The sequence below is a fragment of the Pantoea sp. GL120224-02 genome (assembly GCF_900215395.1).
GTDB classification, from domain to species: domain Bacteria; phylum Pseudomonadota; class Gammaproteobacteria; order Enterobacterales; family Enterobacteriaceae; genus Pantoea; species Pantoea communis.
On sequence record NZ_OBEC01000003.1, the window covers coordinates 246,481 to 268,089 of the forward strand.

The 21,609-nt window shown below is 53.3% G+C and carries 20 protein-coding genes; 10 read left to right on the forward strand and 10 right to left on the reverse strand.

Translation table 11 applies throughout. The annotated features are described in order from the left end of the window. Positions 1 to 150 precede the first annotated feature (150 nt). Both proP and CRO33_RS08210 read right to left on the reverse strand, forming a co-directional pair. On the reverse strand, positions 151 to 1,590 hold the full coding sequence (gene proP, locus CRO33_RS08205) for a glycine betaine/L-proline transporter ProP (protein ID WP_097117767.1): 1,440 nt from the start codon (positions 1,588 to 1,590) through the stop codon (positions 151 to 153). 334 nt (positions 1,591 to 1,924) lie between these two features. Then, complete coding sequence (locus CRO33_RS08210; RefSeq protein WP_097117768.1) at positions 1,925 to 2,167, reverse strand: hypothetical protein; 243 nt, start codon at positions 2,165 to 2,167, stop codon at positions 1,925 to 1,927. Between the two features lie 198 nt (positions 2,168 to 2,365). Here CRO33_RS08210 and CRO33_RS08215 point away from each other — a divergent pair, with 198 nt between their 5' ends. After that, a complete protein-coding gene (locus CRO33_RS08215) occupies positions 2,366 to 2,833 on the forward strand; it encodes a DUF1203 domain-containing protein (RefSeq protein WP_097117769.1) in 468 nt (155 codons plus the stop codon). A gap of 244 nt (positions 2,834 to 3,077) precedes the next feature. Here the strand turns inward: CRO33_RS08215 and CRO33_RS08220 are convergent, their stop codons facing one another. From CRO33_RS08220 to CRO33_RS08250, 7 genes are all read right to left on the reverse strand, one after another. Further along, complete coding sequence (locus CRO33_RS08220; protein ID WP_097117770.1) at positions 3,078 to 3,797, reverse strand: fimbrial assembly chaperone; 720 nt, start codon at positions 3,795 to 3,797, stop codon at positions 3,078 to 3,080. Then, on the reverse strand, positions 3,763 to 5,049 hold the full coding sequence (gene stbD / locus CRO33_RS08225; protein ID WP_058961285.1) for a fimbrial usher protein StbD: 1,287 nt from the start codon (positions 5,047 to 5,049) through the stop codon (positions 3,763 to 3,765). The genes CRO33_RS08220 and stbD overlap by 35 nt, the downstream gene beginning before the upstream one ends. A 36-nt stretch (positions 5,050 to 5,085) precedes the next feature. Next, positions 5,086 to 7,650, reverse strand: a complete 2,565-nt coding sequence (locus CRO33_RS08230) for a fimbrial outer membrane usher protein (protein ID WP_441339535.1) — start codon at positions 7,648 to 7,650, stop codon at positions 5,086 to 5,088. After that, positions 7,622 to 8,359, reverse strand: a complete 738-nt coding sequence (locus CRO33_RS08235) for a fimbria/pilus periplasmic chaperone (protein ID WP_097117772.1) — start codon at positions 8,357 to 8,359, stop codon at positions 7,622 to 7,624. Before CRO33_RS08235 ends, CRO33_RS08230 begins: the two co-directional genes overlap by 29 nt. A gap of 60 nt (positions 8,360 to 8,419) precedes the next feature. After that, positions 8,420 to 8,962, reverse strand: a complete 543-nt coding sequence (locus CRO33_RS08240; RefSeq protein ID WP_097117773.1) for a fimbrial protein — start codon at positions 8,960 to 8,962, stop codon at positions 8,420 to 8,422. A gap of 18 nt (positions 8,963 to 8,980) precedes the next feature. Beyond that, entirely contained in the window at positions 8,981 to 9,679 is a 699-nt protein-coding gene (locus CRO33_RS24760; protein WP_237448762.1) for a LuxR family transcriptional regulator, read from the reverse strand. A gap of 648 nt (positions 9,680 to 10,327) precedes the next feature. After that, positions 10,328 to 11,227, reverse strand: coding sequence for a LysR family transcriptional regulator (locus tag CRO33_RS08250; RefSeq protein ID WP_097117774.1), 900 nt, complete (start codon positions 11,225 to 11,227; stop codon positions 10,328 to 10,330). Between the two features lie 146 nt (positions 11,228 to 11,373). On the opposite strand from CRO33_RS08250, the gene CRO33_RS08255 reads away from it, so the two are divergent. From CRO33_RS08255 to CRO33_RS08275, 5 genes are all read left to right on the forward strand, one after another. After that, a complete protein-coding gene (locus CRO33_RS08255; protein ID WP_097117775.1) occupies positions 11,374 to 12,093 on the forward strand; it encodes a CoA transferase subunit A in 720 nt (239 codons plus the stop codon). Next, positions 12,080 to 12,748 (forward strand): CoA transferase subunit B, encoded by a 669-nt coding sequence (locus CRO33_RS08260; protein ID WP_097117776.1) that lies wholly within the window; start codon positions 12,080 to 12,082, stop codon positions 12,746 to 12,748. Before CRO33_RS08255 ends, CRO33_RS08260 begins: the two co-directional genes overlap by 14 nt. Continuing rightward, on the forward strand, positions 12,745 to 13,929 hold the full coding sequence (locus CRO33_RS08265) for an acetyl-CoA C-acetyltransferase (RefSeq protein ID WP_097117777.1): 1,185 nt from the start codon (positions 12,745 to 12,747) through the stop codon (positions 13,927 to 13,929). The genes CRO33_RS08260 and CRO33_RS08265 overlap by 4 nt, the downstream gene beginning before the upstream one ends. Before the next feature lie 66 nt (positions 13,930 to 13,995). After that, entirely contained in the window at positions 13,996 to 15,387 is a 1,392-nt protein-coding gene (locus CRO33_RS08270; RefSeq protein ID WP_097117778.1) for a GntP family permease, read from the forward strand. A gap of 14 nt (positions 15,388 to 15,401) precedes the next feature. Next, the gene (locus CRO33_RS08275) at positions 15,402 to 16,172 is read left to right on the forward strand and encodes a 3-hydroxybutyrate dehydrogenase (RefSeq protein ID WP_097117779.1); all 771 of its coding nucleotides are present in this window, start codon (positions 15,402 to 15,404) and stop codon (positions 16,170 to 16,172) included. A 4-nt stretch (positions 16,173 to 16,176) separates the two neighbouring features. Here CRO33_RS08275 and CRO33_RS08280 read toward each other — a convergent pair whose 3' ends face one another. Continuing rightward, positions 16,177 to 16,812 (reverse strand): TetR/AcrR family transcriptional regulator, encoded by a 636-nt coding sequence (locus tag CRO33_RS08280; protein WP_255253254.1) that lies wholly within the window; start codon positions 16,810 to 16,812, stop codon positions 16,177 to 16,179. Positions 16,813 to 17,059: 247 nt separating this feature from the next. On the opposite strand from CRO33_RS08280, the gene CRO33_RS08285 reads away from it, so the two are divergent. From CRO33_RS08285 to CRO33_RS08300, 4 genes are read left to right on the forward strand one after another with little or no spacing between them, the layout of a single operon-like run. Continuing rightward, positions 17,060 to 18,211: a Gfo/Idh/MocA family protein gene (locus tag CRO33_RS08285; protein WP_097117781.1), complete on the forward strand. Its 1,152-nt coding sequence runs from the start codon at positions 17,060 to 17,062 to the stop codon at positions 18,209 to 18,211. Positions 18,212 to 18,221: 10 nt separating this feature from the next. Further along, a complete protein-coding gene (locus CRO33_RS08290) occupies positions 18,222 to 19,055 on the forward strand; it encodes a sugar phosphate isomerase/epimerase family protein (RefSeq protein WP_097117782.1) in 834 nt (277 codons plus the stop codon). A 59-nt stretch (positions 19,056 to 19,114) separates the two neighbouring features. Then, entirely contained in the window at positions 19,115 to 20,356 is a 1,242-nt protein-coding gene (locus CRO33_RS08295; RefSeq protein WP_097117783.1) for an MFS transporter, read from the forward strand. Between the two features lie 16 nt (positions 20,357 to 20,372). Continuing rightward, the gene (locus tag CRO33_RS08300) at positions 20,373 to 21,542 is read left to right on the forward strand and encodes a dihydrodipicolinate synthase family protein (protein ID WP_097117784.1); all 1,170 of its coding nucleotides are present in this window, start codon (positions 20,373 to 20,375) and stop codon (positions 21,540 to 21,542) included. Positions 21,543 to 21,609 lie beyond the last annotated feature (67 nt).

Sequence of the window (21,609 nt, forward strand, 5' to 3'; positions counted from 1 at the left end):
GGGACGACAAGAAAGACTGAGAACAGATCATAGTCGATATTTTGCGCTTTTCTGGCGCGAACAGATGGGTTTAGGAAATTATCGACGCCTTACGCTTCGCTAATCAGGGAGGTGAATAGAAGAAAGGCGACCTGATGGTCGCCCCGAAGATTATGCTGGTTTGTGTTGCTGGACCTTGCGGCCGCGTTGCTTACGTAATTTATCAATCAGCTTATGCGCCTCCGCTTTGGTGGCGACTGCAGGTGAAGAGCCTTTCAGCGGTTTACGCGCGGTTTCACTCAACGTTAGCACCGTAATCAAACCGACAATTCCGGCGCCCATCATGTAATAAGCGGGCATCATCGCATTGTGCGTGGTGTCCACCAGCCATGCAGTGATTAACGGCGTAGTGCCGCCGAACAGTGACACGGAGAGGTTAAAGCCTATCGCTAATGCGCTGTAGCGAATATCGGTGACAAACAGGGCCGGTAATGTGGCGGGCATGGTGCCGCTAAAGCAGGTATGCAATAAACCTAATACCGCCAGACCGGCAAATACCAACATCATATTGCCAGAACCAATCAGCATATAGCTGGGAATAGCCAGCAATATTAAGCCCAGAGCCCCTAAGCCAATGACCGGCTTACGGCCCATACGGTCGGTTAAATGTCCCCACATCAACGTCAATGGCATCATAATAAACATAATGACCATGACTAACATGAGCCCGGATAATTCACTCATGCCCAATACGCCGGTTAAATAGCTGGGCATATAAGCAGTCAACATATAATTGGATACGTTAAATAACAGCACCAGGCCAATACATTTCAACAGCGGTTTACTCTGTACACGCAGCATCTGCAGCAAGGTCAGTTGAGGCTTATTGTGCTCAAGCTCTTCGCGCTTGTCCATGTGCTCTTTAAATGCCGGCGTCTCTTCCAGTTTCAGGCGAATATAGAGACCAAATAATCCCAGAGGTGCGGCCAGGAAAAAGGGAATACGCCAGCCCCAATCCATCATGGCTTGATGCGGTAATAGTGCGATCATGCCGGTGACCAGACTGGCACCGAGCAGATAACCCGCCAGTGTGCCGAATTCCAGGAAGCTACCCATAAAGCCACGGCGCTTATCGGTGGAGTATTCCGCGATAAAGGTCGCTGCGCCACCGTATTCGCCGCCGGTGGAGAAACCCTGCACCAGACGTGCCACCAGCAACAGGATCGGGGCGGCAATGCCAATACTGGCATAACTGGGAATCAGGCCGATGCAGAAGGTGCCAATCGACATCATGATCATGGTGAAGGCGAGCACTTTCTGCCGCCCAAAGCGATCACCTAACGGCCCAAATACCATTCCCCCGATTGGGCGAACTAAAAACGCAGCGGCAAAGGTGCCGAAGGAGGCGATTAACTGCGCAGTGTTACTGGCACCAGGAAAAAAGACCTGGCCGATAATCACGGCGAGATAGCTATATACGCCAAAATCAAACCATTCCATGGTGTTGCCTAACGCAGCAGCACTCACAGCGCGTTTTAATAATTTGTTATCGATGACCGTAATATCATCAACGGTTAAGTCAGATTGTTTAGAAATCGTTCCGGTGCTCATAAACCTCCATGAGTAAAATTAGAGCGATCTTATAGCTTTCGCAGCCAAAAAATTCACCTATGGAAATGAAAGCTATAAGAGGCTGAAAGGCGGATACCTTAGGTAATCTCTTTAAGATGTGCAAGTTTGTGACATATATCCTTGCATTAAAGCGTAGCGATGAAGGTATATTCTGTCAAAGTGCTTGAGGGGTGAAATAATAGATTGTGTCGTGATGAGTGAGACCGGTTTTATTCTGCATCATATTATGCGGTGACAGTTTGTCAGAGAGTTAATTATGCTGGGAGAATGTGCGCCACAAGGGTTTTAGCGGCGCAAAGCAGGCGAGGGAGAATCATTTGAACAGCGCACTGACGATAGAGCTAAATACCGAACCCGTCACGAAAGCATGATGCGTTACATTGTCTTGATTTTGTATATCCGCTAACCGTTTTAACGCCGCTTCCGGAGTTGCCGCTTCAACTTCTTCATCTAACTTTTTATAGCTTTGTGAAATGAGCAAGACGGCGCTCTCGACATCTGTCCTTTCAACAGTGGCAATGACCTGATCTTTTTTATAGAAAATGTAATCTGGCATGGTCAAATTCCCGTGTAAACATGCAAGTGCAGCGCTTGATACTTGATGCCCACTACTTTAGCAAACCCTGGCTGATTGAGCTAAGGAGGTGAATGCAATTGCGGTTGCGATCAATAATTCTCTGTCCGTTTCCAGCGAGCAAGGATGGGCTCGATAACGTTTACTGCTGATGAACCCATGTTATTAGCAGGAGGCAGTATGCATTACATTATTAGCGGATTGAATAGCAGCGATTTTGCACATTTATACGGAAAGGATGATGAGTACCTGGCACAGTACAACGCACGCCGAGTGTTAGCCAGCCAAGCCTCGGCTTTGCCAGACCGCATTGGCTTGAAGGATGTTCCACCAGGAGATAATGCGATCTTGCTTAATCACACCTATCAACCCGCGCAATCGCCATACCAGGGGAAGCACGCAATCTTCATTCATGAAGGTTGTATGCAGTCCGGCATCTTCTACAGCGAGATCCCGGAATACCTCGCTAAGCGTCAACTCTCACTGCGAGCCTTCAATCTTGAGCACTGCATTATTGCGGCAGAGCTGGCGACGGGTGATGAAGTGGGGCAAACCGTTTTAGATCTGCTACAGCGGCCTGAAACCGTGTATATCCACGCCCATAGTGCGCGATTTGGCTGCTATTTGGCGGCGATTAATAGGCATTAGGGCTAAATCACGTTTGTAAGATATTTTGAGGGTGGCGAGGTGGCGAGTATGTGTCGCTTGCATGGTGAGTCTCGCAACAGATGGTTGATTTAAACAGATGTCAGGCGGCTTTATGTGGGCACTGTTAGCAGTATCGGTAATATTGCTATTCGGCGCACTGGCGGTGGCTCAGGTTCGCGATCCTTACAAAAACGCTTCGTGAATGACACCAGATTACCGCGCCATCACGGCGCGGCAATCTAACTTATGTATCGGTATGGCTTTGATATCCCACCGGGTTACCGTTGTCGTCAAACACCTCATAAATCACGCTCTCACCCACCTGAACCGGTCGCGTTAATGGGAGGGTGAACGAACCAAACGGCGCCACCAGCACATCATCCACTTTAAGCTTATTGGCAATCTGTAATCTTAAGCTCATATACCACGCCGTTGGATTCTTTAGTGTTAGCTGGCGTTCGTGCACGATAAAACGCAGCTTCTGCACATCTTCAGGCTGAGGCACGCCCAGCGCCGCCGGTCGGATAAAAACCTTAAGCCGCAATCGCAACGGCAACATGATTTTTTGTTCGGCGCTGCCTGTTTGCCTGCTCAGCGCGGGAATTTGATAAATATTCAGCCAGTAAAGGCTCTCACGATCCTCCGGCAGCGACTGGCGTGAAGTGAGCACCAGACGAATTGCACGCTGCTCATCAGGTGCGAGTTTCATCATCGGCGGCATGGCAAAAATGGGTGCACTGCTCAATTCCGGGGACTGCATCAAATCACCGTCATCGCTCCAGATCTGTACCACGGAGGGGGTATCCGCACCGTTCTTTATATTTAGCGCCTGGCTGCTCTCACCGGCATTAAAAATGATGCGTGTTCTATCCACATTCACCACGGCCATGGCGTGAGCAGCGAATAACAGGCTGCTCAATGCCAATGTGTTACTGAAAACTGACCACCACTTGCAACTGCGCATTGACTGTCCCTGCTGTTACTGTTTGTCCACTTATGGCTTCGAGCGAAGCCAAAAAATCACCGCTGTAAATATTGCTGCTACCGGAAGAGACCAGCGAGGTGAGATCCGTATAGGCATACCAGCCGCGCGTATTCCCGGTGCCGGTGCTGGCGAGGTTAGGCAATAAGTTAATGGCAGAACCACTGGCGTTATAAATTTTGATGCCCACACCCGAGGCCACGCCGCTGCTGCCATATTGATTATCCAGCAGCCAGGTCAATCCGCCGCCGCTGGTGGTCAAACCTAACTGTGTCGCTTGTGACACTGCATTGGGCTGATTCACCAGCAAGCCCATCGCGACATTGGCGGCAGTGCTGGTGGATGTGCTGGTGCTGGACCGCGCGCCCGATTCGCACTGCAGCGAGATCGAAAACGGTACCTGACTGCTACCGCCTGCTTTGAGCGCGTTCACGCTGATGGTTGGCAGCAGCACCACAGATGGGTAGTTCTGGACTTCACACAACGCGCCCCGCACATAGGTCACGTTGCGATACGTACTCCAGGCGGCGGGCCAGTTGCCGTAAAACCCGTACCAATAGCTGGCGCTGTCCTGACCTACCGCCAGACTGTTGGTGTCCAGACCTGGGCCTTTAAAAGCAATATAGCCGCGCGGCTGCGTCCAAAGATCGCTGTAGCGGTTATCGCCATTGGCGTAATAGCTGGTTGAACTGATTTTGAACATTTCGTACAACACGTTGCTAAACGCGCTGGCCGGAATATAAAGGTAGGTGCCGTCAGAGTACCAACTGTCGGCGGTAAACTGGCGTGACTTCCAGTAGCGGCTGTAATACTCACCGGTGGTCAGATTGGTCATGCGCACTGCCACGTTTTTCGCCACATCGTAATAAGCGCCGCTAACCTCGCTGCTGGCATACATGCCAGCATAGGCGCTGTCACCGTTGGTGGCGTACATCTCATACAAACTGCCCGCATCCGCTACTGCACAGCGGTAGAGAATCTGATTCGGGCTGTAAGCGGTGTTGCTGGCGGAGGTGAGAAACGAACCGACTGAACTGGCCAGCAACGATCCTGCGGGCTGAAAGGATGTACCGCTGTTGATGCTGATCACCGATGGCAAACCCAGGTTGCCTGAACAGGTATCACAGGCACCCGTCCAGGACGATGCGGTATAGCCGGCTGCCAGAGCGGCGGCTGATAGCGATGAGGTGCTGGTGACTTTGATGCAGTTTGCCCATAACGTCAGCGGCAGCATCAGCAGCACTACGAGGAGATATTTAATTTTCACGAGTTATAGCGTCCTGCAAATACCATTGAGGAGGATAAGCGCCTGTTGCGTCTTTCCGGTGATTTGATAATTGACGGCGCAGCGTGGGGTTTTGCCATCCCAGCTGATTTGCAAACTGCCGGAGTCATGCGGAACGCGTGCGTAAAGCTGGCTTCCCTGACCGACAACGCCAATCACGGTGTTGGAGGCATCACGCACTTCGGCGCCCATCGGCGGTGCCATCCCCTCTGTGGTATTCAGTGAAATCAATACCGCGGTGCCGCGTAAGGTGGCAAAACTCACCTGACTCACGGCACCGGCATAAGGAACCACACGCTGGCTTCCGCCGTTTAACTCAGCATCGGCGCGCATGTGCAACGTATCGAGGCTGACCGTGTTTTCACGATAAGGGGTGAGCGAGGGCAGCAGCGCATATCCGTTGTAGTCAATGACGGCTCCTTGTCCGTTTTGCACCGCTGCACCTTGGGCGCCCTCGGCATGGATCAACGCGAACGTATCGCTGGTGTAAGGCCCCGCAGTGAGACCGCCACGATGCAGCAGTAAAGTGCCAGACGTGCCTAAACCGACCTGGCGATAGTGATCTCCCTGGCCGTAGTTGGCGCGGACTGCGCCAAAACGGGTGTTTTGCTGCAGGTTGCCCCCAAAGGAGCTCGCTTCTCCGTTAACGCCATTGCGGTAATGCTCAGTTCCTCCGTAGAGCGAATAGGAGAAATCGCGCTGTTCGCCTGCCGAACCTGTTAGTGTCGCCATCGAAGACTGGCTCTGTTTTGACTGGTTGTAGTTGTAGGCCACAGATGAAAGACCCGCACCCCAGTTAAGCGGTACTGAAATATTCACTGAAAGGGTATTTTCGCTGTATCGCTGCTGGCGGCTGCTGTCGAGGTTATCGTTGACGCTCAGGTTAAATTGCTGGGTATTCCACCAGGTGCGTTGACGCGCCATATTGATACCGTAACTGATATTGCGCCAGCTGTTGCTATAGCCGAACTGCAACTGGGTGATGCGTGACTGGTTGTTGTAATAATCGGCGGTGCTGGCGCTTAAACTGACCAGGCCATACGCATCCATTGACTGGCTGAGTGTCGCCGATAAGCGATTACGCTGGTTGAGCGAGTCTGAGTAGTAGTTGATGTCCGCTTGATGCTGGCGTCGAACCCCTAAAACATCCTGAAGGTCGCGAAATCCACGAGTCGAATATCGATAAGCGGCCAGGACCAGGTTGGTGCCGGTCTGAAAGGTCTTGCTATAACTCAACTCGGCACGCCAGCCGGAGGTGCGCTGGTCATTTTCGGCCTTAGCCTGGGAAAATGTGGTGTTCAGACCCATCGCACCGATTCCGGTTGCCCAGACACCTCCCAGAAGCCACGCCTGGTAATCTTCCGCCAGCCGTGAACCGACGGTTGCCGTCAAACTATTACTGACGCCGCGCTGCATCACGCCCTCAAAAAAAGCGTTATTCACAGCGTAATATTGGCGCACACGGCCCAGCGCCAGCGAGTAATGCCAATTGCCCGGACGAACCGAATCAGGAACCGAGGAGTAGGGCACCGTGAAGGTAGCGATTTTACCGTTGGCTTCAATCACCTCTACTTCAAAATCTCCCTGACTGCGGGTGTTGTTCAGATCATCAATGATAAACGGGCCAGGCGGCACCACGGTTTCATAGATGACCTTGTTCAACTGTTTCACAATCACACGGGCATTAGATAAGGCGATGCCTCGAATTTCAGGGGCATAACCGCGTCTGCCTTGCGGCCACATACGTTCGTCAGTGGCGAGTTTTACGCCATTAAACGGCAGGCTGCCAAATAGCGAGCTGTCTGTGTAGCTATCGCCAAGGGAAAGCTGGCTATTGATCGACGTCAGTGGCCGTTGCACCCATGTTCGTACCTTGTTGTAGCGATAGCTGCTACCACCCACACTGCTGCTGAGATAGCGAAGATTGCCCTGATGACGCAGCTGCCAGTTGGCGACATTGGTGCCTGCGGTGATCCCGCTCCACAGATATTGATAGCGGTAGGCGGCCGCGCTGTTTTCCGTCCAGGTGTAATTGGTGTTGTGGCGCAGGAATAACGCGGTCATCCCGCCATCCCACTGTTCGGGCGGAATATAACCACGTGGCGTGCGCTTAAGCGCTGACAGGGGCAGCGTGATATTCAGGCGTAACGCGGCGGCATCAAAAGCCCAGCTCCCTTGTGGCGTCCAGTCAACAAGCGGGGCGCACTCGCGATCGATTGGCTGTGCTGGAACCTTTTTTAACGGCAACATTTTCACCAGCGAAAAGGGCAAGCATGGCTCGGCCTCTTTTCCTTGTGCCGGGGGCAAAAATTCCAGCTTCACGCTGGATGACACGAGGGCATTATTGACATAAACATCGACCAGATAATGCCCCGCGGGCAACTCGATTTGGTTGAATTGCGCGATGTTCTGACCGAAGGCTGAGCCTTTAAACAGCGACGGATCGAAATAATATTCTTCACTGTGCACGGCTGTTGAGAAATAGAATGAAACGGTCAGAAAGAATAAGGGGAATTTCAATTCATTGGGAGTTGATGGGGTAATTTTCACTTATTCTGGCTCCCTGATCGTTAATCGCGTCGAGTTTGACGCTGCCTACACCCTGTAAGCGTTGTTTGGTATGACTGAACCAGCAGGTATGCACGGAGAACGGGGCAACCATTACAGGTTCACACGCATAATTTTTTCCCGCGATACGCAGGGAAATAGCGATGAATGAAGCATGCCAGGGCTGCGCATTATCGATCTGTAATCCGCTGCCTTTTTGGGGATCGATTAGAGTGCGGACTTTAATACCCGATAAAATATTGCCCGGTTTGCCTATTGCCGCCGGGCGATAAAACAATTTCACCCGATTGCGCAGCATGACCGTCATGGCATTCTTATCGGCGGCAGCCTGTGATGCGGGCGGAATTTGCAGCATGTTAAACCAGTAAACGGACTCTCGATCCTGAGGCAGTTTGTCTGGCTGGCTGACGACAATACGCGCGACCTGCCCTGATTTCGGCTGAATACGAAATACCGGCGGCGTAGTGATAAAGGGCACGCGATTAATCTGCTGTGGTTTGGCATCCATATCACCCTCATCAAACCAGGTCTGAATAACATAGGGAATGCTATCGTCGTTTTTAAATTGGATATTGATGGAGCTGGCGGGTGCCGGATAAATAATCCGATTGCCCAGCAGCGTGACGCTTGCTGCTGCCGAGGCTGACATCACGCTGATAAATAACGCGCCCAGGGCATTGCGTAAATACATACAGACAATCTCATGGCATGCAGCGCACGCCCGGATATCCGAACGTACGCTGATTAATTATTACTGGTAAGTCACAGCGTATTGTAATGAAGCAGCCACGGTTCCGGCAGCGGCGACACCATTGGCATAATATTGTGCTTTATAAGTGGCCGAGGATTCGGTCTCATCGGCGGCAAGCGTCAGGTCGCCATCACCGGTATAGCCGCCTGTCAGGTTAATCACCGCGTCTTTACTGTCCACCAGTTGGACCTCAACATTTTTTGCGGTGCCGGTATTCGCCAGGTTGCCATTGGCCGTCACGTTGTTGCCGACAAACACCGTTGAAATTTTTGTTGAGGAAGCTGAGTTGCCGGTACAACCGGTCAAACCTACGGTAAAGGCGGTTTGACCGGCGACATCACCGCTGGCAGCCAGATCGGATTTACTCACGGTGGGCATCAGCACCACCGGTGAGGCAGCATTGCCATTCACCGAGATGGAACAGGTTTCATCAGCCACTTCACCCTGGAAATTAATGGTGTTATCGGACGCTGCAACGGCAGAGGCCGAGAAAAGGGCACCGGTGATAACCAGTGAAAGCAGTGTTTTATGTGTTTGCGTCATTTCGTGTAATCCTTTTACTTAGTGACCCGAGATCAGCTGATTAAGGCTGGTACCGGTCTTTCGTCGAATCGAATCTTTGATGTTGTAAATTTTTTTCATCTCATGGTTCATTGCTATCGAAATGGCAGAAAGTGAATTCCCTTTTAAGGCTAAATCCAGAAAGGTTACTTCCTCATTCGACAGTGCATTAACTCTCCTTGTTGCGCCTCCTTTTAAACCATAATAGGTACTGTTAATCACCTTCTTGATATCCTCTAACCGGTCTTCACAATAAATAACGGAGTGGATTCCCTCACTCTTTATCCAGTGTGCAGCCAGAGCGGCCAGCGGTCGATCGGAGACCAAAACGATGGTCAGCCCGGTGGATTTCAGATAATCAATCCAGTTTTTATTGGTGAGATAACGTAAGTTTTCTCGCGAAAAATCAACGAATATACATCCCCGGCAAAACACACTTTCATAGCGACCAGCGACTAATGAAAGTACACCTTTAATCAGGAAATGATTGTTCCCCGGCCAAATCGCAATTTTTTGTATTGGACAGCGATTAAGAATATCGTTGTTTCGGTTCGTCAGCTGGCAGCCATATTTGCAACTGGCACAGCGTAAGTCCTCTCGTGTGGTATTTTTCATAACAAACTCATCCGCTCCTGTAAGAGCTGCGGATATCCTGGCAGGATAGTTGTTTTTATTCAACGAGTTAAGAAAATTAGTCATTTCTTACCCTCAGAAAAGTCTTAGGTTGTACGGGATGGTGATTTTTAAAATTCCATTGTCTTTTCTCAACTTGGCATGATCGTCATCGTTTCATACCCCTTTAGAGTTAAGAACTTTCTAAATCCCCCAGGATTAATGGTGAAAATCGGCTTTTGGGATCAAAATTTAGATAGCATTAATTGCTAAATAATTGAATGTTCGTCAGTGTTGAGCCTGATTATCTTTGGTGTGAAAAGTGAGATTCCAGGATTTTTAATTTTTATTTGATGTAATGAAAACTGCCTCTGGTCTGTGGGTTGTGATGCGGCGAGGTAATTGAGTAATGAAGTTCACCTTACGGAAGGGGATATTTATCTCTCTTAGGATTATTCTTACACCTAATGCAGGGTGGATTTGATCTTAAAATGTCCGCGCGGAGAAGATTTTTACATATCATTAGCAATCTTGTGACCGCTTTGATTAGTACAATTAATCAAAGCGGATGAGGATTCAGCTTACTGGCTATGATTTATATACGAAATATTTTATTTGGCTAAATCAATTGTTAATGTCTGGTGTTTATTTAATTGATAAAAAAAGACTGTGCATTTAGGAAGACCAGGCGACAAATATTGTCTGGTTGAGGTTACGTTGTGAATTAACGCTGAATTATGAGTCGGGCCAGCGACATTCGTCACTCATAGTTTGCGCCAAAGCGGCAGCAGCGTGCGAGAGCTGGTGCTGTTTCAATCGCAAAATGCCCACTCGCCGCTCAATCTGTGGTGAGACCAGCGGCACGCATACCGCGCCGAGTTCTCGCATCTGCTGAATACAAAGAGCAGGCACCGCGCTGGCTCCCAAACCGCTGGCGACCATTTTGCCCACGGTGACCAATTGATGACTTTCGTAAGCGACGTCGAGTCTTCTTCCTGCCTGTGCCAGTGACTGCTCAAGCAGCAGACGCACCGCCGAAGGACGCTGCAAGGTAATGAAATCCAGATGCAGCAGTTCTCGCCAGCTCAGCTGTGGCTTCTCCGCTAACGGGCTATCAGCGGGCACCACGGCAACAAAGCGGTCGCTACCCAGCGGGGTGAAGTGCAGCGCATCGGCCAGTTCGGGTTCAAAGGCGACACCCATCTCCACGCGTCCCTCCTGAACCATCTCCAACACCGTTTCATTGATCACGTCATGCACCGCGATATTGACCCCGGGATAGCGCTGGCGAAAAGCCTTCAGCACCGCAGGCAGCAGGTTGCCAGCAAAAGAGGGCATGGCGGCAATCGACACTTTCCCCAGTTGCAGCGTAAAACGCAGATGCATCGCTTCTTCGGCATTTTCCCAATCCGCCAGCAGCCGTCGTGCCATGGGAAAAAAGATCTCACCTTCCGGCGTCAGTGATACGTGGCGGGTGGTGCGCATAAACAACGGTCCGCCCAACGCTTCTTCTAATCCGCTGATCGCCAGGCTCAGCGCCGGTTGCGAAATTGCCAGACGTTCACTGGCCTGAGCAAAACTCAAAGTGTGAGCGACCGCTAAGAACGCGCGTAACTGCTTGATAGTCATTTTCATTTTTCTATTTGTTAACTTTATGTAAAACAACGATTAACGGAATATTAATAAGAAAAGTAAATGAAAGGCCAATAAAAACAAAATTAACAAATCATTTTTGTGACGCGAGGATGGCTTTATTCGGTGAGCTGAGGAGATGTACAGCAATGGCAGGATTAGACAAACGCGTAACCAGTTATCAGCAGGCGCTGGCTGGATTGCAAGACGACATGACGCTGCTGGCGGGGGGATTTGGCCTGTGCGGCATTCCAGAAAATCTCATCGCCGAACTTCGTCAGCAGGGCATTAAGGGGCTGACCGTGGTCTCGAATAACTGCGGCGTGGATGGCTTTGGCCTCGGGCTGCTGCTGGAGAATCGGCAGATCAAAACCATGATCGCCTCTTACGTCGGTGAGAACGCGCTGTTCGAGCAGCAGATGCTCAGCGGTGAGCTGGAAGTGATTCTCACGCCGCAGGGGACGCTGGCGGAAAAAGTGCGCGCAGGCGGCGCGGGTATACCCGCATTTTATACGGCCACCGGCTATGGCACGCCCGTGGCAGAAGGTAAAGAAGTCAGAGAATTCGATGGGCGCCACTACATTCTGGAACAAGCGATCCGCGGTGACTTCGCCATCGTCAAAGGCTGGAAAGCGGACTGGTACGGCAATGTGATCTATCGCCACACTGCGCAGAATTTTAACCCACTGATGGCGATGGCTGCCCGTGTCACCGTTGTTGAAGTTGAAGAGATTGTGGCGCCAGGTGAACTGGATCCAGCAGCTATTCATACGCCGGGCATTTATGTCGATCGCCTGATACAGGGCAACTTCGAGAAACGCATTGAGAAACGCACCCTGAGTGAAGGAGGCGCACATGCTCACGCGTGAACAGATGGCGCAGCGCGTGGCGCAGGAGCTACGCGATGGCGATTACGTCAATCTTGGCATTGGCATGCCGACGCTGGTGGCCAACTACGTACCTGAGGGCATGGATGTGATGATGCAGTCGGAAAACGGTTTGTTGGGCATGGGGGCGTTTCCCACCGAAGCCGAACTGGATGCCGACATGATCAATGCCGGCAAACAGACGGTGACCGCAAGAAAGGGTGCGGCAATCTTCGATTCGGCACAGTCTTTCGCCATGATCCGCGGCGGCCATGTTGATCTTACCGTGCTGGGCGCGCTGGAAGTGGACGTTAGCGGCAACATCGCATCGTGGATGATCCCCGGAAAAATGGTCAAGGGCATGGGCGGCGCGATGGATTTGGTGGCGGGTGCGGAAAACATCATCGTGATGATGACGCACGCATCAAAGCATGGCGAATCAAAACTGCTGTCCGAATGCACTTTGCCGCTTACCGGCGTCGGCTGTATTCGTAAAGTGATCACTGAACTCGGCTGGCTGGAGATTGAAGAGGGCGCTTTTGTGCTGCGTGAGTATGCGCCGGGCGTCACGCTGGATGAGATCCGTGCAAAGACGGCCGGGCAATTACGCATCGCCGATGATGTCCGTGAAATGCATTTTTCAAAGGAGGCATCATGAACGAATGTGTGATTGTGGCAGCCACCCGCACGCCCATCGGCCGTTTTCACGGTGCGCTGGCGTCTCTTACTGCTGCAGAACTGGGCCAGCAGGTGATTGCCACACTGCTGAAACAAACCGCGCTCGATCCCGCGCTAATCGATGAGGTCATTATGGGGCAGGTACTCACCGCCGGATGCGGGCAAAACCCTGCGCGCCAGGCGGCCGTGGCGGCGGGCGTGCCTTACAGCGTGCCAGCCAGCACGCTGAACATGGTGTGTGGCTCAGGGCTTAAAGCGGTGATTCAGGCCGCACAAGCCATTCAAAGCGGTGCCGCTGAGATCATTATCGCGGGCGGTCAGGAGAGTATGAGCCAATCCCCTTATCTGCTGCCGGAGGCGCGTGGCGGCTGTCGTTTGGGGCACAGTCAACTGATGGACAGCGTGATCCACGATGGTCTATGGGATGCGTTTAACGACTACCACATGGGGATCACTGCCGAGAATCTGGCCGATGAATTCCACATCAGCCGTGCCGATCAGGATGCGTTTGCCTTGCAATCCCAACAGAAAGCGGTGGCGGCACAGCAACAGGGCGCATTCCGCGCCGAAATCACGCCTGTCGCGGTGGCGCAGGCTAAAGGCGAGACATTGGTGATCGGTGAAGATGAACAGCCACGCGCGGACAGTTCAGCAGAGCGGCTGGCGCGTTTGCATCCCGCCTTTAAAAAGGACGGCAGCGTGACCGCAGGTAATGCTTCCAGCCTGAATGATGGCGCGGCCGCCGTGCTGTTGATGTCAGCATCACGCGCCGCCGCATTGGGATTGCCGGTGCTGGCGCGATTGACCGGGAGCGGCATGGCCGGTGTGGATCCGGCGGTGATGGGTATCGGCCCGGTGGCTGCCACCAACAAAGCCCTGAAACAGGCTGGTTGGGAGCTGGATCAAGTGGATTTGATCGAAGCTAATGAAGCCTTTGCCGCGCAGGCTTTGGCGGTAGGCAAAGCGCTTAACTGGCAGCCGGAACGGGTCAATGCCAACGGCGGTGCCATTGCGCTGGGGCATCCGATTGGTGCCTCCGGCTGCCGCATTCTGGTGACGCTCATTCATGCCTTGCAGCAGCGTGAGCGAATGCGCGGTCTGGCAACGCTGTGTGTTGGCGGCGGCATGGGCGTCGCGCTGGCGATTGAACGCCCGGATTGAGGCGGACCGATTCAAATTTTTGGCAACGTCTTTACCTTCAACCCTACAAAATAATAAGGAAGCAACATGAGTGTCGTTATTGCCCTCGCTGCGCTTGGGTTGCTGATGTTAGCCGCCTATCGCGGCTATAGCGTAATTTTGTTCGCCCCGATTGCCGCGCTGTTAGCGGTGCTGTTAACCGAACCGGCTGCGGTCGCGCCGGTGTTCAGCGGTCTGTTTATGGAAAAGATGGTGGGCTTTGTGAAGCTCTACTTCCCGGTGTTTCTGCTGGGTGCCATCTTTGGCAAGTTGATTGAGCTATCCGGCTTCTCACGCTCGATCGTCACGGCGGCCATTGCGCTGCTGGGTCGCCGCCATGCCATCCCGGTGATTGTACTGGTGTGCGCACTGCTGACGTACGGCGGTGTGTCGCTATTTGTAGTGGCCTTTGCTGTTTATCCGTTTGCCGCAGAACTGTTTCGTCAGAGCAATATCCCTAAGCGCTTGATTCCGGCAACGGTGGCTCTGGGTGCGTTCTCCTTCACCATGGATGCACTGCCCGGCACGCCACAAATCCAGAACATCATTCCCGGTAGTTTCTTCGGCACTAACGCCTGGGCTGCGCCATGGTTGGGGTTGATCGGTTCACTCTTCATTATTGTGGTGGGCTTACTGTGGCTGGATCGGCAACGCCGTCGGGCACAGGCCAACCAGGAACCCTATGGCACTAACCTGAAGAATGAGCCAGAAACAGCAGAAGATGTTCGCTTGCCGCATCCGCTGATAGCCATTCTGCCGCTGATTCTGGTCGGGGTGCTCAATCTCTGCTTCACCTGGTGGATCCCGTCATGGTACGGCGCGCAGAGCAGCGTCACGCTACCGGGAAATCCCACGCCGATTCTCACCGATATTAAGAAAACCACCGCGATTTGGGCAGTACAGGCGGCGCTGCTCAGCGGCATTCTGGTGGTGCTGATTTTTGGCTGGCGCAACATTCGCGGTCGTCTGGCAGAAGGCAGTCGTACGGCGGTCGCCGGTGCGTTACTGGCGGCGATGAATACCGCCTCCGAGTACGGTTTTGGTGCGGTAATCGCTGCGTTGCCGGGTTTTGTCGTGCTGTCTGGCGTGCTGCAGGCGATTCCCAACCCGCTGCTCAATGAAGCGATCAGTATTACCGTGCTGGCGGGGATCACCGGTTCGGCATCGGGCGGGATGAGTATTGCGCTGGCAGCGATGGCAGAACACTTCGTGCAGGCGGCGCAGGCCACGGGGATTCCGATGGAAGTGCTGCACCGCGTGGCGGCGATGGCCAGCGGCGGGATGGACACACTGCCTCACAATGGCGCGGTGATCACCTTGCTGGCGATCACCGGGTTAACGCATAAAGAAGCGTATGGTGGCATCTTCGCCATCACCATTATCAAAAGTCTGGCCGTGCTGTTTGTGATTGGGGTGTTTTACCTCACCGGCATTGTCTGAAGGAGGATGAATCGATGCAATTAACGGGAAAAGTGGCACTGGTGACCGGGTCTACCAGCGGTATCGGATTAGGTATCGCGGAGCAACTGGCACTGGCAGGCGCCACGGTAATACTCAACGGTTTTGGCGAAGTGGAACACGCAAAAGCGGTTATCGCTGCCACCGGGGCAACAGTGGACTATCACGCGGCAGACATGTCCGATTCGCAACAAATTGCCGCGATGATTGAGTGGGCGGAAGCGCACTATGGTGCGGTAGATATTCTGGTAAATAATGCCGGTATTCAGTACACCGCGCCGGTGGAATCTTTCCCGGTAGAGAAGTGGGATGCGATTATTGCCATCAATCTCTCTTCGGTGTTTCACACCAGTCGCGCCGTTTTACCCGGCATGCAGGCACGTCACTGGGGGCGCATCATTAATATCGCCTCCGTGCATGGGCTAGTGGCATCGAAAGAGAAAGCCGCCTATGTCGCTGCGAAGCATGGGGTGGTAGGGCTGACAAAAGTGATTGCGCTGGAGAACGCGCAATCACCGATCACCTGCAACGCCATCTGTCCGGGCTGGGTGCTAACGCCGCTGGTGCAGCAGCAGATCGATAAACGCATTGCAGCCGGCGAGGATGCCGAAACCGCGCGCCTGGCGTTATTGTCAGAAAAACAACCTGCTCAGGCTTTTGTTACACCTGAGCAGTTGGGAGCATTGGTGCTGTTTCTGTGCAGTGAGGGCGGTGCGCAGGTGCGCGGCGCGGCCTGGAACATGGATGGCGGCTGGCTGGCGCAGTAATGCATCACGGCTTTATCCACGCGGCAATACACTCTTTCATCACGCGCAGGCGCTCATCCAGCGCCGCTTTGGCACTGAGATCCTGCTGATAGATAATCGACAGCGTTGACTGATTGATCAGATAGAAAAAGCCCAGCGCGGAGATATTGATGTTGAGTTGCATCACATCGATATCCTCGCGCACGTTTCCTTCGGCGCGTCCTCGTTTCAGCAATTGCTGGGTGATACTGCTCCAGCTCTGATTAATCTGCACGGTGATGTCAGAATCTTTGAGATGCCGCGCCTTGAGCTGATTTTCGCTGTTGAGCAGGCGAATGAATTCGGGATTTTTCAGGTAATAGTGCCAGGTGAACTCCACCAGCTGCAAAATTGCCTGATCGGCGGGGAGGTGATCGAGCTTTAAGGCTGCTTCCTGCTCGCGAATGTCACGATAGGCTTCTTCCAGCACGCGGGTAAACAGAATGTCTTTGTTAGTGAAGTAGTAGTAAATCAGTTGCTTATTGGCATGAGCGCGTTCGGCGATGCTATCAACGCGTGCACCGTCGAATCCTTTCTCAGCGAACTCTGCGCGCGCGGCCATCAGTATCCGCACCTGCTTATCCGTGACATCCTCAATGTTACTCGCAACACGATCAACCAAAGCAGAATCCCCACATATCACTGTTTTACTGAGCATTATAGTGCCTCTTTTTGCGCATAAAACAAGGGCAAAAGATTTTCAACTAACTAGTTGGTTATGTGAATTCGATCAAAGTCAGGTCTCTTTCTGCCCATTATAGTGACGTCATCAACCAGTTAGTTGATTGATTATGAATCAGCGAACGGCGGAGCGTTGAAATAGATGTTGAACGTGTTACTTCCATCACAAACGACTTTGAGGTGAATACATGGCGCAGATTCCAGTGGGCATCATCATGCACGGCGTGACCGGGCGAATGGGTAAAAATCAACATCTCATCCGTTCGATTGTGCAGATTCGGCAGCAGGGCGGTGTGGCGCTGGCCAATGGCGACCGATTGATGCCCGATCCGATTCTGATTGGCCGCAACGCGGAAAAAATGGCTGCGCTGGCGCGGGAATTTGGTATCGAACGTTGGGGAACCAACATTGATGAAGCACTGAATAATCCGCATGACATCATCTTTTTTGATGCAGCCACCACCCAGGCACGTCCGGCTTTGCTGAAGAAAGCCATCAGCAAGGGGAAACACGTTTATTCGGAAAAGCCGGTAGCGATGGGGCTGGATGATGCGCTGGATCTATACCATTTCGCACAAGAAAAAGGCGTGTGTCACGGCGTGGTGCAGGACAAGTTGTGGCTGCCGGGTTTGCAAAAGCTGCGTTTGCTAAATGAATCCGGCTTCTTTGGTCGTGTGTTATCGGTGCGCGGTGAATTTGGCTACTGGGTATTTGAAGGCGATCGCCAACCGGCCCAGCGTCCATCCTGGAACTACCGCAGCGAAGATGGCGGCGGCATTATCCTCGACATGATTTGCCACTGGCGCTACGTCATCGACAACCTGTTCGGTGAAATCAAAAGCCTGAGCTGCATCGGCGCAACCCACATTCCACAGCGCTGGGATGAACAGCAGCAACCTTATGACGCCACGGCGGATGACGCGGTGTACGCCACCTTCGAACTGCACAACGGCGCGATTGTTCAGATCAACAGTTCATGGTGCGTGCGCGTGCGCCGCGATGATCTGGTGACATTCCAGGTGGATGGTGTCAACGGTTCAGCGGTGGCTGGCCTTAGCGATTGCTTTACGCAGGCTAGCGTCAATACGCCAAAGCCGGTCTGGAATCCGGATATCCGTCAAACCCATAACTTCTTCGATGACTGGGCCAGCTTGCCGGATACCCAGGTCTACGACAATGCATTCAAAGTGCAGTGGGAGCTGTTTTTACGCCACGTATGGGGCGAAGGGGAATATCGCTGGGATCTGTTGGAAGGAGCCAAAGGTCTGCAACTGGTCGATCTGGCATTGAAAAGCTGGAAAGAGCGTCGCTGGGTTGATGTGCCATCGCTGGAACGCTAAGGAGCCGAACATGAGTCGTCCCCATTCCGAACAGCTTTCGCTCAACACGGCGACCGTGCGCCAGCAGTGGGATTTACGCCAAATCATTGAAGGTTGTGCGCGCCATGAGATATGCGGCATCTCGCCGTGGCGCGATCAGGTAGCAAACATCGGTTTAGCAGAAGCGGTGCGGCTGATTCGTCATCACGATCTGCGGGTGAGTGGCTACTGCCGGGGCGGCATGTTTCCCGGCGTTGATCAGCAAGCACGCCAGGCGACCCTGGCCGACAACCAGCGAGCGGTGGATGAAGCGCTGGAATTGGGCGCAGAGTGCCTTGTGCTGGTGGTCGGCGGTTTGCCGCCAGGTTCGAAAGATCTGCCGGGGGCGCGACAGCAAGTGCGTGATGGACTCAGCGCTCTGCTGGAGTACGCCCGCGCGGGCGGCATGCCGCTGGCGATTGAACCGCTGCATCCCATGTACGCGGCGGATCGTGCCTGCATCAACACGCTGAAACAGGCTAACGACCTCTGCGATGAGCTGGGCGACGACGGACTGGGGATTGCCGTCGATGTCTATCACACCTGGTGGGATGCTGAGTTTTATCAGGAAATCGCCCGTGCGGGTCTGAAACGGCTGCTGGCGTTTCATATCTGCGACTGGCTCACGCCTACGCGGGACCTGCTGGAGGATCGCGGCATGATGGGCGATGGCGTTATCGATATCCGCGCCATGCGGGAAGCGGTAGAAGCCCAGGGTTATCGCGGATTACATGAAGTGGAAATTTTCTCCCGCCTGAACTGGTGGACTCAGGATCCAGATGAGGTGCTTAAGACCTGCAAGGCTCGCCATCTGGCGCACGGTTAACCGTATCTGACAGAGCTGAAAAGCTGTTTTCGTCGGTCACAGACATTGTCGAGGAAAAGATGAATACAGATACCCGCAAAATGATTCTGGTCACCGTGCTGTGCGGCCTTGGCTACATGATGTACTCGGTGGATCGCATGACGGTGTCATCAGCCATCGGGCTGATCGCTGGAGAGTTTGGTCTCGGTAAAGCGGAGAGTGGCATTCTGCTCTCCTCCTTCTTTTTTGGCTTCATCGTCTTTCTGTTCATTTCCGGCATTATCGCCGACAAGTTAAGCGGCAAACCGGTATTGATTCTCGGCCTGATGATGTTTTCACTGGCGACACTGTTAACGGGTGTCGCCGGCAGCATGACCAGCCTGATTTTTTACCGCGTGATGACGGGCATCGGTGAGGGCATCTTCTGGCCTGCCGCCTCGCTCGAAGTGGCCAACGTGACCAGCGAAAAACAGCGCACCACCGTGATGTCACTCTATTGGATGGGGTATCCGATTGGCGGATTCCTTGGCACCTGGATGGGCGCCATGCTCGGTCCGATCTTTGGCTGGCGCGTGGTGTTCTACGTGGCGGGCGCGATGGGCATGCTGGTGGCGCTGTTGTATCTGGTGCTGGTGAAAAATGATCGTAAACCTGCCGAGTTGATTGCACGCCAGGCAGCGGAAAAAGTGCCATTAAAAACCTTGTTCCGCCATGCGCCGGTGTTGCTGATGGCTGCATTCTATTTCGTGCTGCTGGCAGGCTGGTGGATTGTGCTGCTGTGGGCACCGAGCTATTTGATGCAGGTAAAAAATCTGTCGATTGGCACTGCAGGCACCATCGCCAGTCTGCTCGGCATTACTGGAGCGCTGGGCGGTTTTGTGTTGGGGCGCTACTGCGATAAGGGCGATTTCAAACGTCGTCGCACCATTCTGATGACCATTACTTTTATCAGCGGGCTGGTGATGGCCGCCATGGCATTCAATCTTTCGGTGCCGTTGGTGATTGTGCTGGTGCTGATCCTCGGTTTCCTTGGCTATCCGATTACACCCATTGTTCTCTCGCTCACTGCTGAACTGGTGCCGCCTTCTCTGCGCGGTTCCGCCATCGGCTTTGTGATGAATATGGGAATGGCGGCGGGCGGCATCTCGCCAATTGTGGCGGGTTACTACGCGCAGCATTACACCCTGCAACCGGTCTGGCTGGTGGCCGCCTGCGTCATTATCTGCAGCAGCCTGGTGTTGCTGGGGGTGCGTCGCCTGCCTATCGGAAGCCACAACAGTTCGCAGAATGTGATGCCGTCCGGGCATCTGGCAAAACACTGAAATAAGGAACAGAACCATGTCTGTGAGCAATAAAGTGCGTTTACTGGATCGCAACGGTCAGCCCTACAGCTACATCATGCAGGGTGAGCGCCACTGGAGCGTACCGGCGAAACCGCTATTTAACCGTGACGTGTATGCCGCTGCGCATGTGGTTGCCGACCCGCAGCGCATGCAAAATCCACATAGCGATATGGCGATTGACTGGGACAGCACGCTGGAATATCGCGATCATTTAATGTCGCTGGGATTGGGCATCGCGGAAGCCATGGATACCGCGCAACGCGGCATGGGGCTGGATTGGCCAACCGCGCTGGAGCTTATAAAACGCAGCGTTGAGCAAGCGAAAGCGTATCCGGGGGCACGGGTCGCCAGCGGGGCTGGCACCGATCATCTGACGGACTTTTCCCAACTGACCTTACAGGATGTGATTGCCGCGTATGAGCAGCAAATCTCAGCAATCGAAGCCTGTGGCGGCCGTATTATCTTAATGGCTAGTCGCGCGCTCGCCGCCATTGCTAAGGGGCCAGAGGATTACATCACCGTTTACAGCACGCTTCTGCGCCAGGTGCGTGAGCCGGTTATTTTGCACTGGCTGGGGGACATGTTTGATCCCGCACTACGCGGTTATTGGGGTGGCGCGACAATTCACAGTGCGATGGAGGTTTGCCTTGCGGTGATTCGCGAAAATCAGGAAAAAGTGGAGGGGATAAAAATCTCCTTGCTGGATAAAGATCGTGAAATTGAGATGCGGCGCCTGCTGCCGGCTTCCGTTAAAATGTATACCGGCGATGACTTTAACTATCCCGAACTGATCGCCGGGGATGAGCAAGGTTTCTCGCACGCGCTTCTGGGTATCCTCGACGGCATTGCACCGGCCGCCACCAGCGCACTGCATGCATTGGCGCAGGGCGATCGCGCCAGCTTTGAACTCATACTGGCACCGACAGTGCCGCTGGCACGCCATTTGTTCTCGGCACCCACGCAGTATTACAAGGCGGGCATCGTGTTCCTGGCCTGGTTGAATGGCCATCAGAAGCATTTCACCTTGCTTGGCGGCATGCAGAGTGCGCGCAGTCTGACGCACTACTCTGAAGCGTTCAGACTGGCGGATGAGGCTGGTTTGCTGAATAACGCGGATGTGGCTGCTGAACGCATGTGGCTACTGGCGAAAATGCACGGTATTTAGCCTTTCGGCTTAACGCGGTTAGAGGCTATTTAAGCCGTCCGGATTTCTGACGGAAAAGAAGACTCAC

Excerpts from the sequence above, each read along its gene's own strand:
- proP (WP_097117767.1), bottom strand. The coding sequence starts at position 1,590 with ATGAGCACCGGAACGATTTCTAAACAATCTGACTTAACCGTTGATGAT.
- CRO33_RS08210 (WP_097117768.1), bottom strand. The coding sequence starts at position 2,167 with ATGCCAGATTACATTTTCTATAAAAAAGATCAGGTCATTGCCACTGTT.
- CRO33_RS08215 (WP_097117769.1), top strand. The coding sequence starts at position 2,366 with ATGCATTACATTATTAGCGGATTGAATAGCAGCGATTTTGCACATTTA.
- CRO33_RS08220 (WP_097117770.1), bottom strand. The coding sequence starts at position 3,797 with ATGCGCAGTTGCAAGTGGTGGTCAGTTTTCAGTAACACATTGGCATTG.
- stbD (WP_058961285.1), bottom strand. The coding sequence starts at position 5,049 with ATGCTGCCGCTGACGTTATGGGCAAACTGCATCAAAGTCACCAGCACC.
- CRO33_RS08235 (WP_097117772.1), bottom strand. The coding sequence starts at position 8,359 with ATGTATTTACGCAATGCCCTGGGCGCGTTATTTATCAGCGTGATGTCA.
- CRO33_RS08240 (WP_097117773.1), bottom strand. The coding sequence starts at position 8,962 with ATGACGCAAACACATAAAACACTGCTTTCACTGGTTATCACCGGTGCC.
- CRO33_RS24760 (WP_237448762.1), bottom strand. The coding sequence starts at position 9,679 with ATGACTAATTTTCTTAACTCGTTGAATAAAAACAACTATCCTGCCAGG.
- CRO33_RS08250 (WP_097117774.1), bottom strand. The coding sequence starts at position 11,227 with ATGAAAATGACTATCAAGCAGTTACGCGCGTTCTTAGCGGTCGCTCAC.
- CRO33_RS08255 (WP_097117775.1), top strand. The coding sequence starts at position 11,374 with ATGGCAGGATTAGACAAACGCGTAACCAGTTATCAGCAGGCGCTGGCT.
- CRO33_RS08260 (WP_097117776.1), top strand. The coding sequence starts at position 12,080 with ATGCTCACGCGTGAACAGATGGCGCAGCGCGTGGCGCAGGAGCTACGC.
- CRO33_RS08265 (WP_097117777.1), top strand. The coding sequence starts at position 12,745 with ATGAACGAATGTGTGATTGTGGCAGCCACCCGCACGCCCATCGGCCGT.
- CRO33_RS08270 (WP_097117778.1), top strand. The coding sequence starts at position 13,996 with ATGAGTGTCGTTATTGCCCTCGCTGCGCTTGGGTTGCTGATGTTAGCC.
- CRO33_RS08275 (WP_097117779.1), top strand. The coding sequence starts at position 15,402 with ATGCAATTAACGGGAAAAGTGGCACTGGTGACCGGGTCTACCAGCGGT.
- CRO33_RS08285 (WP_097117781.1), top strand. The coding sequence starts at position 17,060 with ATGGCGCAGATTCCAGTGGGCATCATCATGCACGGCGTGACCGGGCGA.
- CRO33_RS08290 (WP_097117782.1), top strand. The coding sequence starts at position 18,222 with ATGAGTCGTCCCCATTCCGAACAGCTTTCGCTCAACACGGCGACCGTG.
- CRO33_RS08295 (WP_097117783.1), top strand. The coding sequence starts at position 19,115 with ATGAATACAGATACCCGCAAAATGATTCTGGTCACCGTGCTGTGCGGC.
- CRO33_RS08300 (WP_097117784.1), top strand. The coding sequence starts at position 20,373 with ATGTCTGTGAGCAATAAAGTGCGTTTACTGGATCGCAACGGTCAGCCC.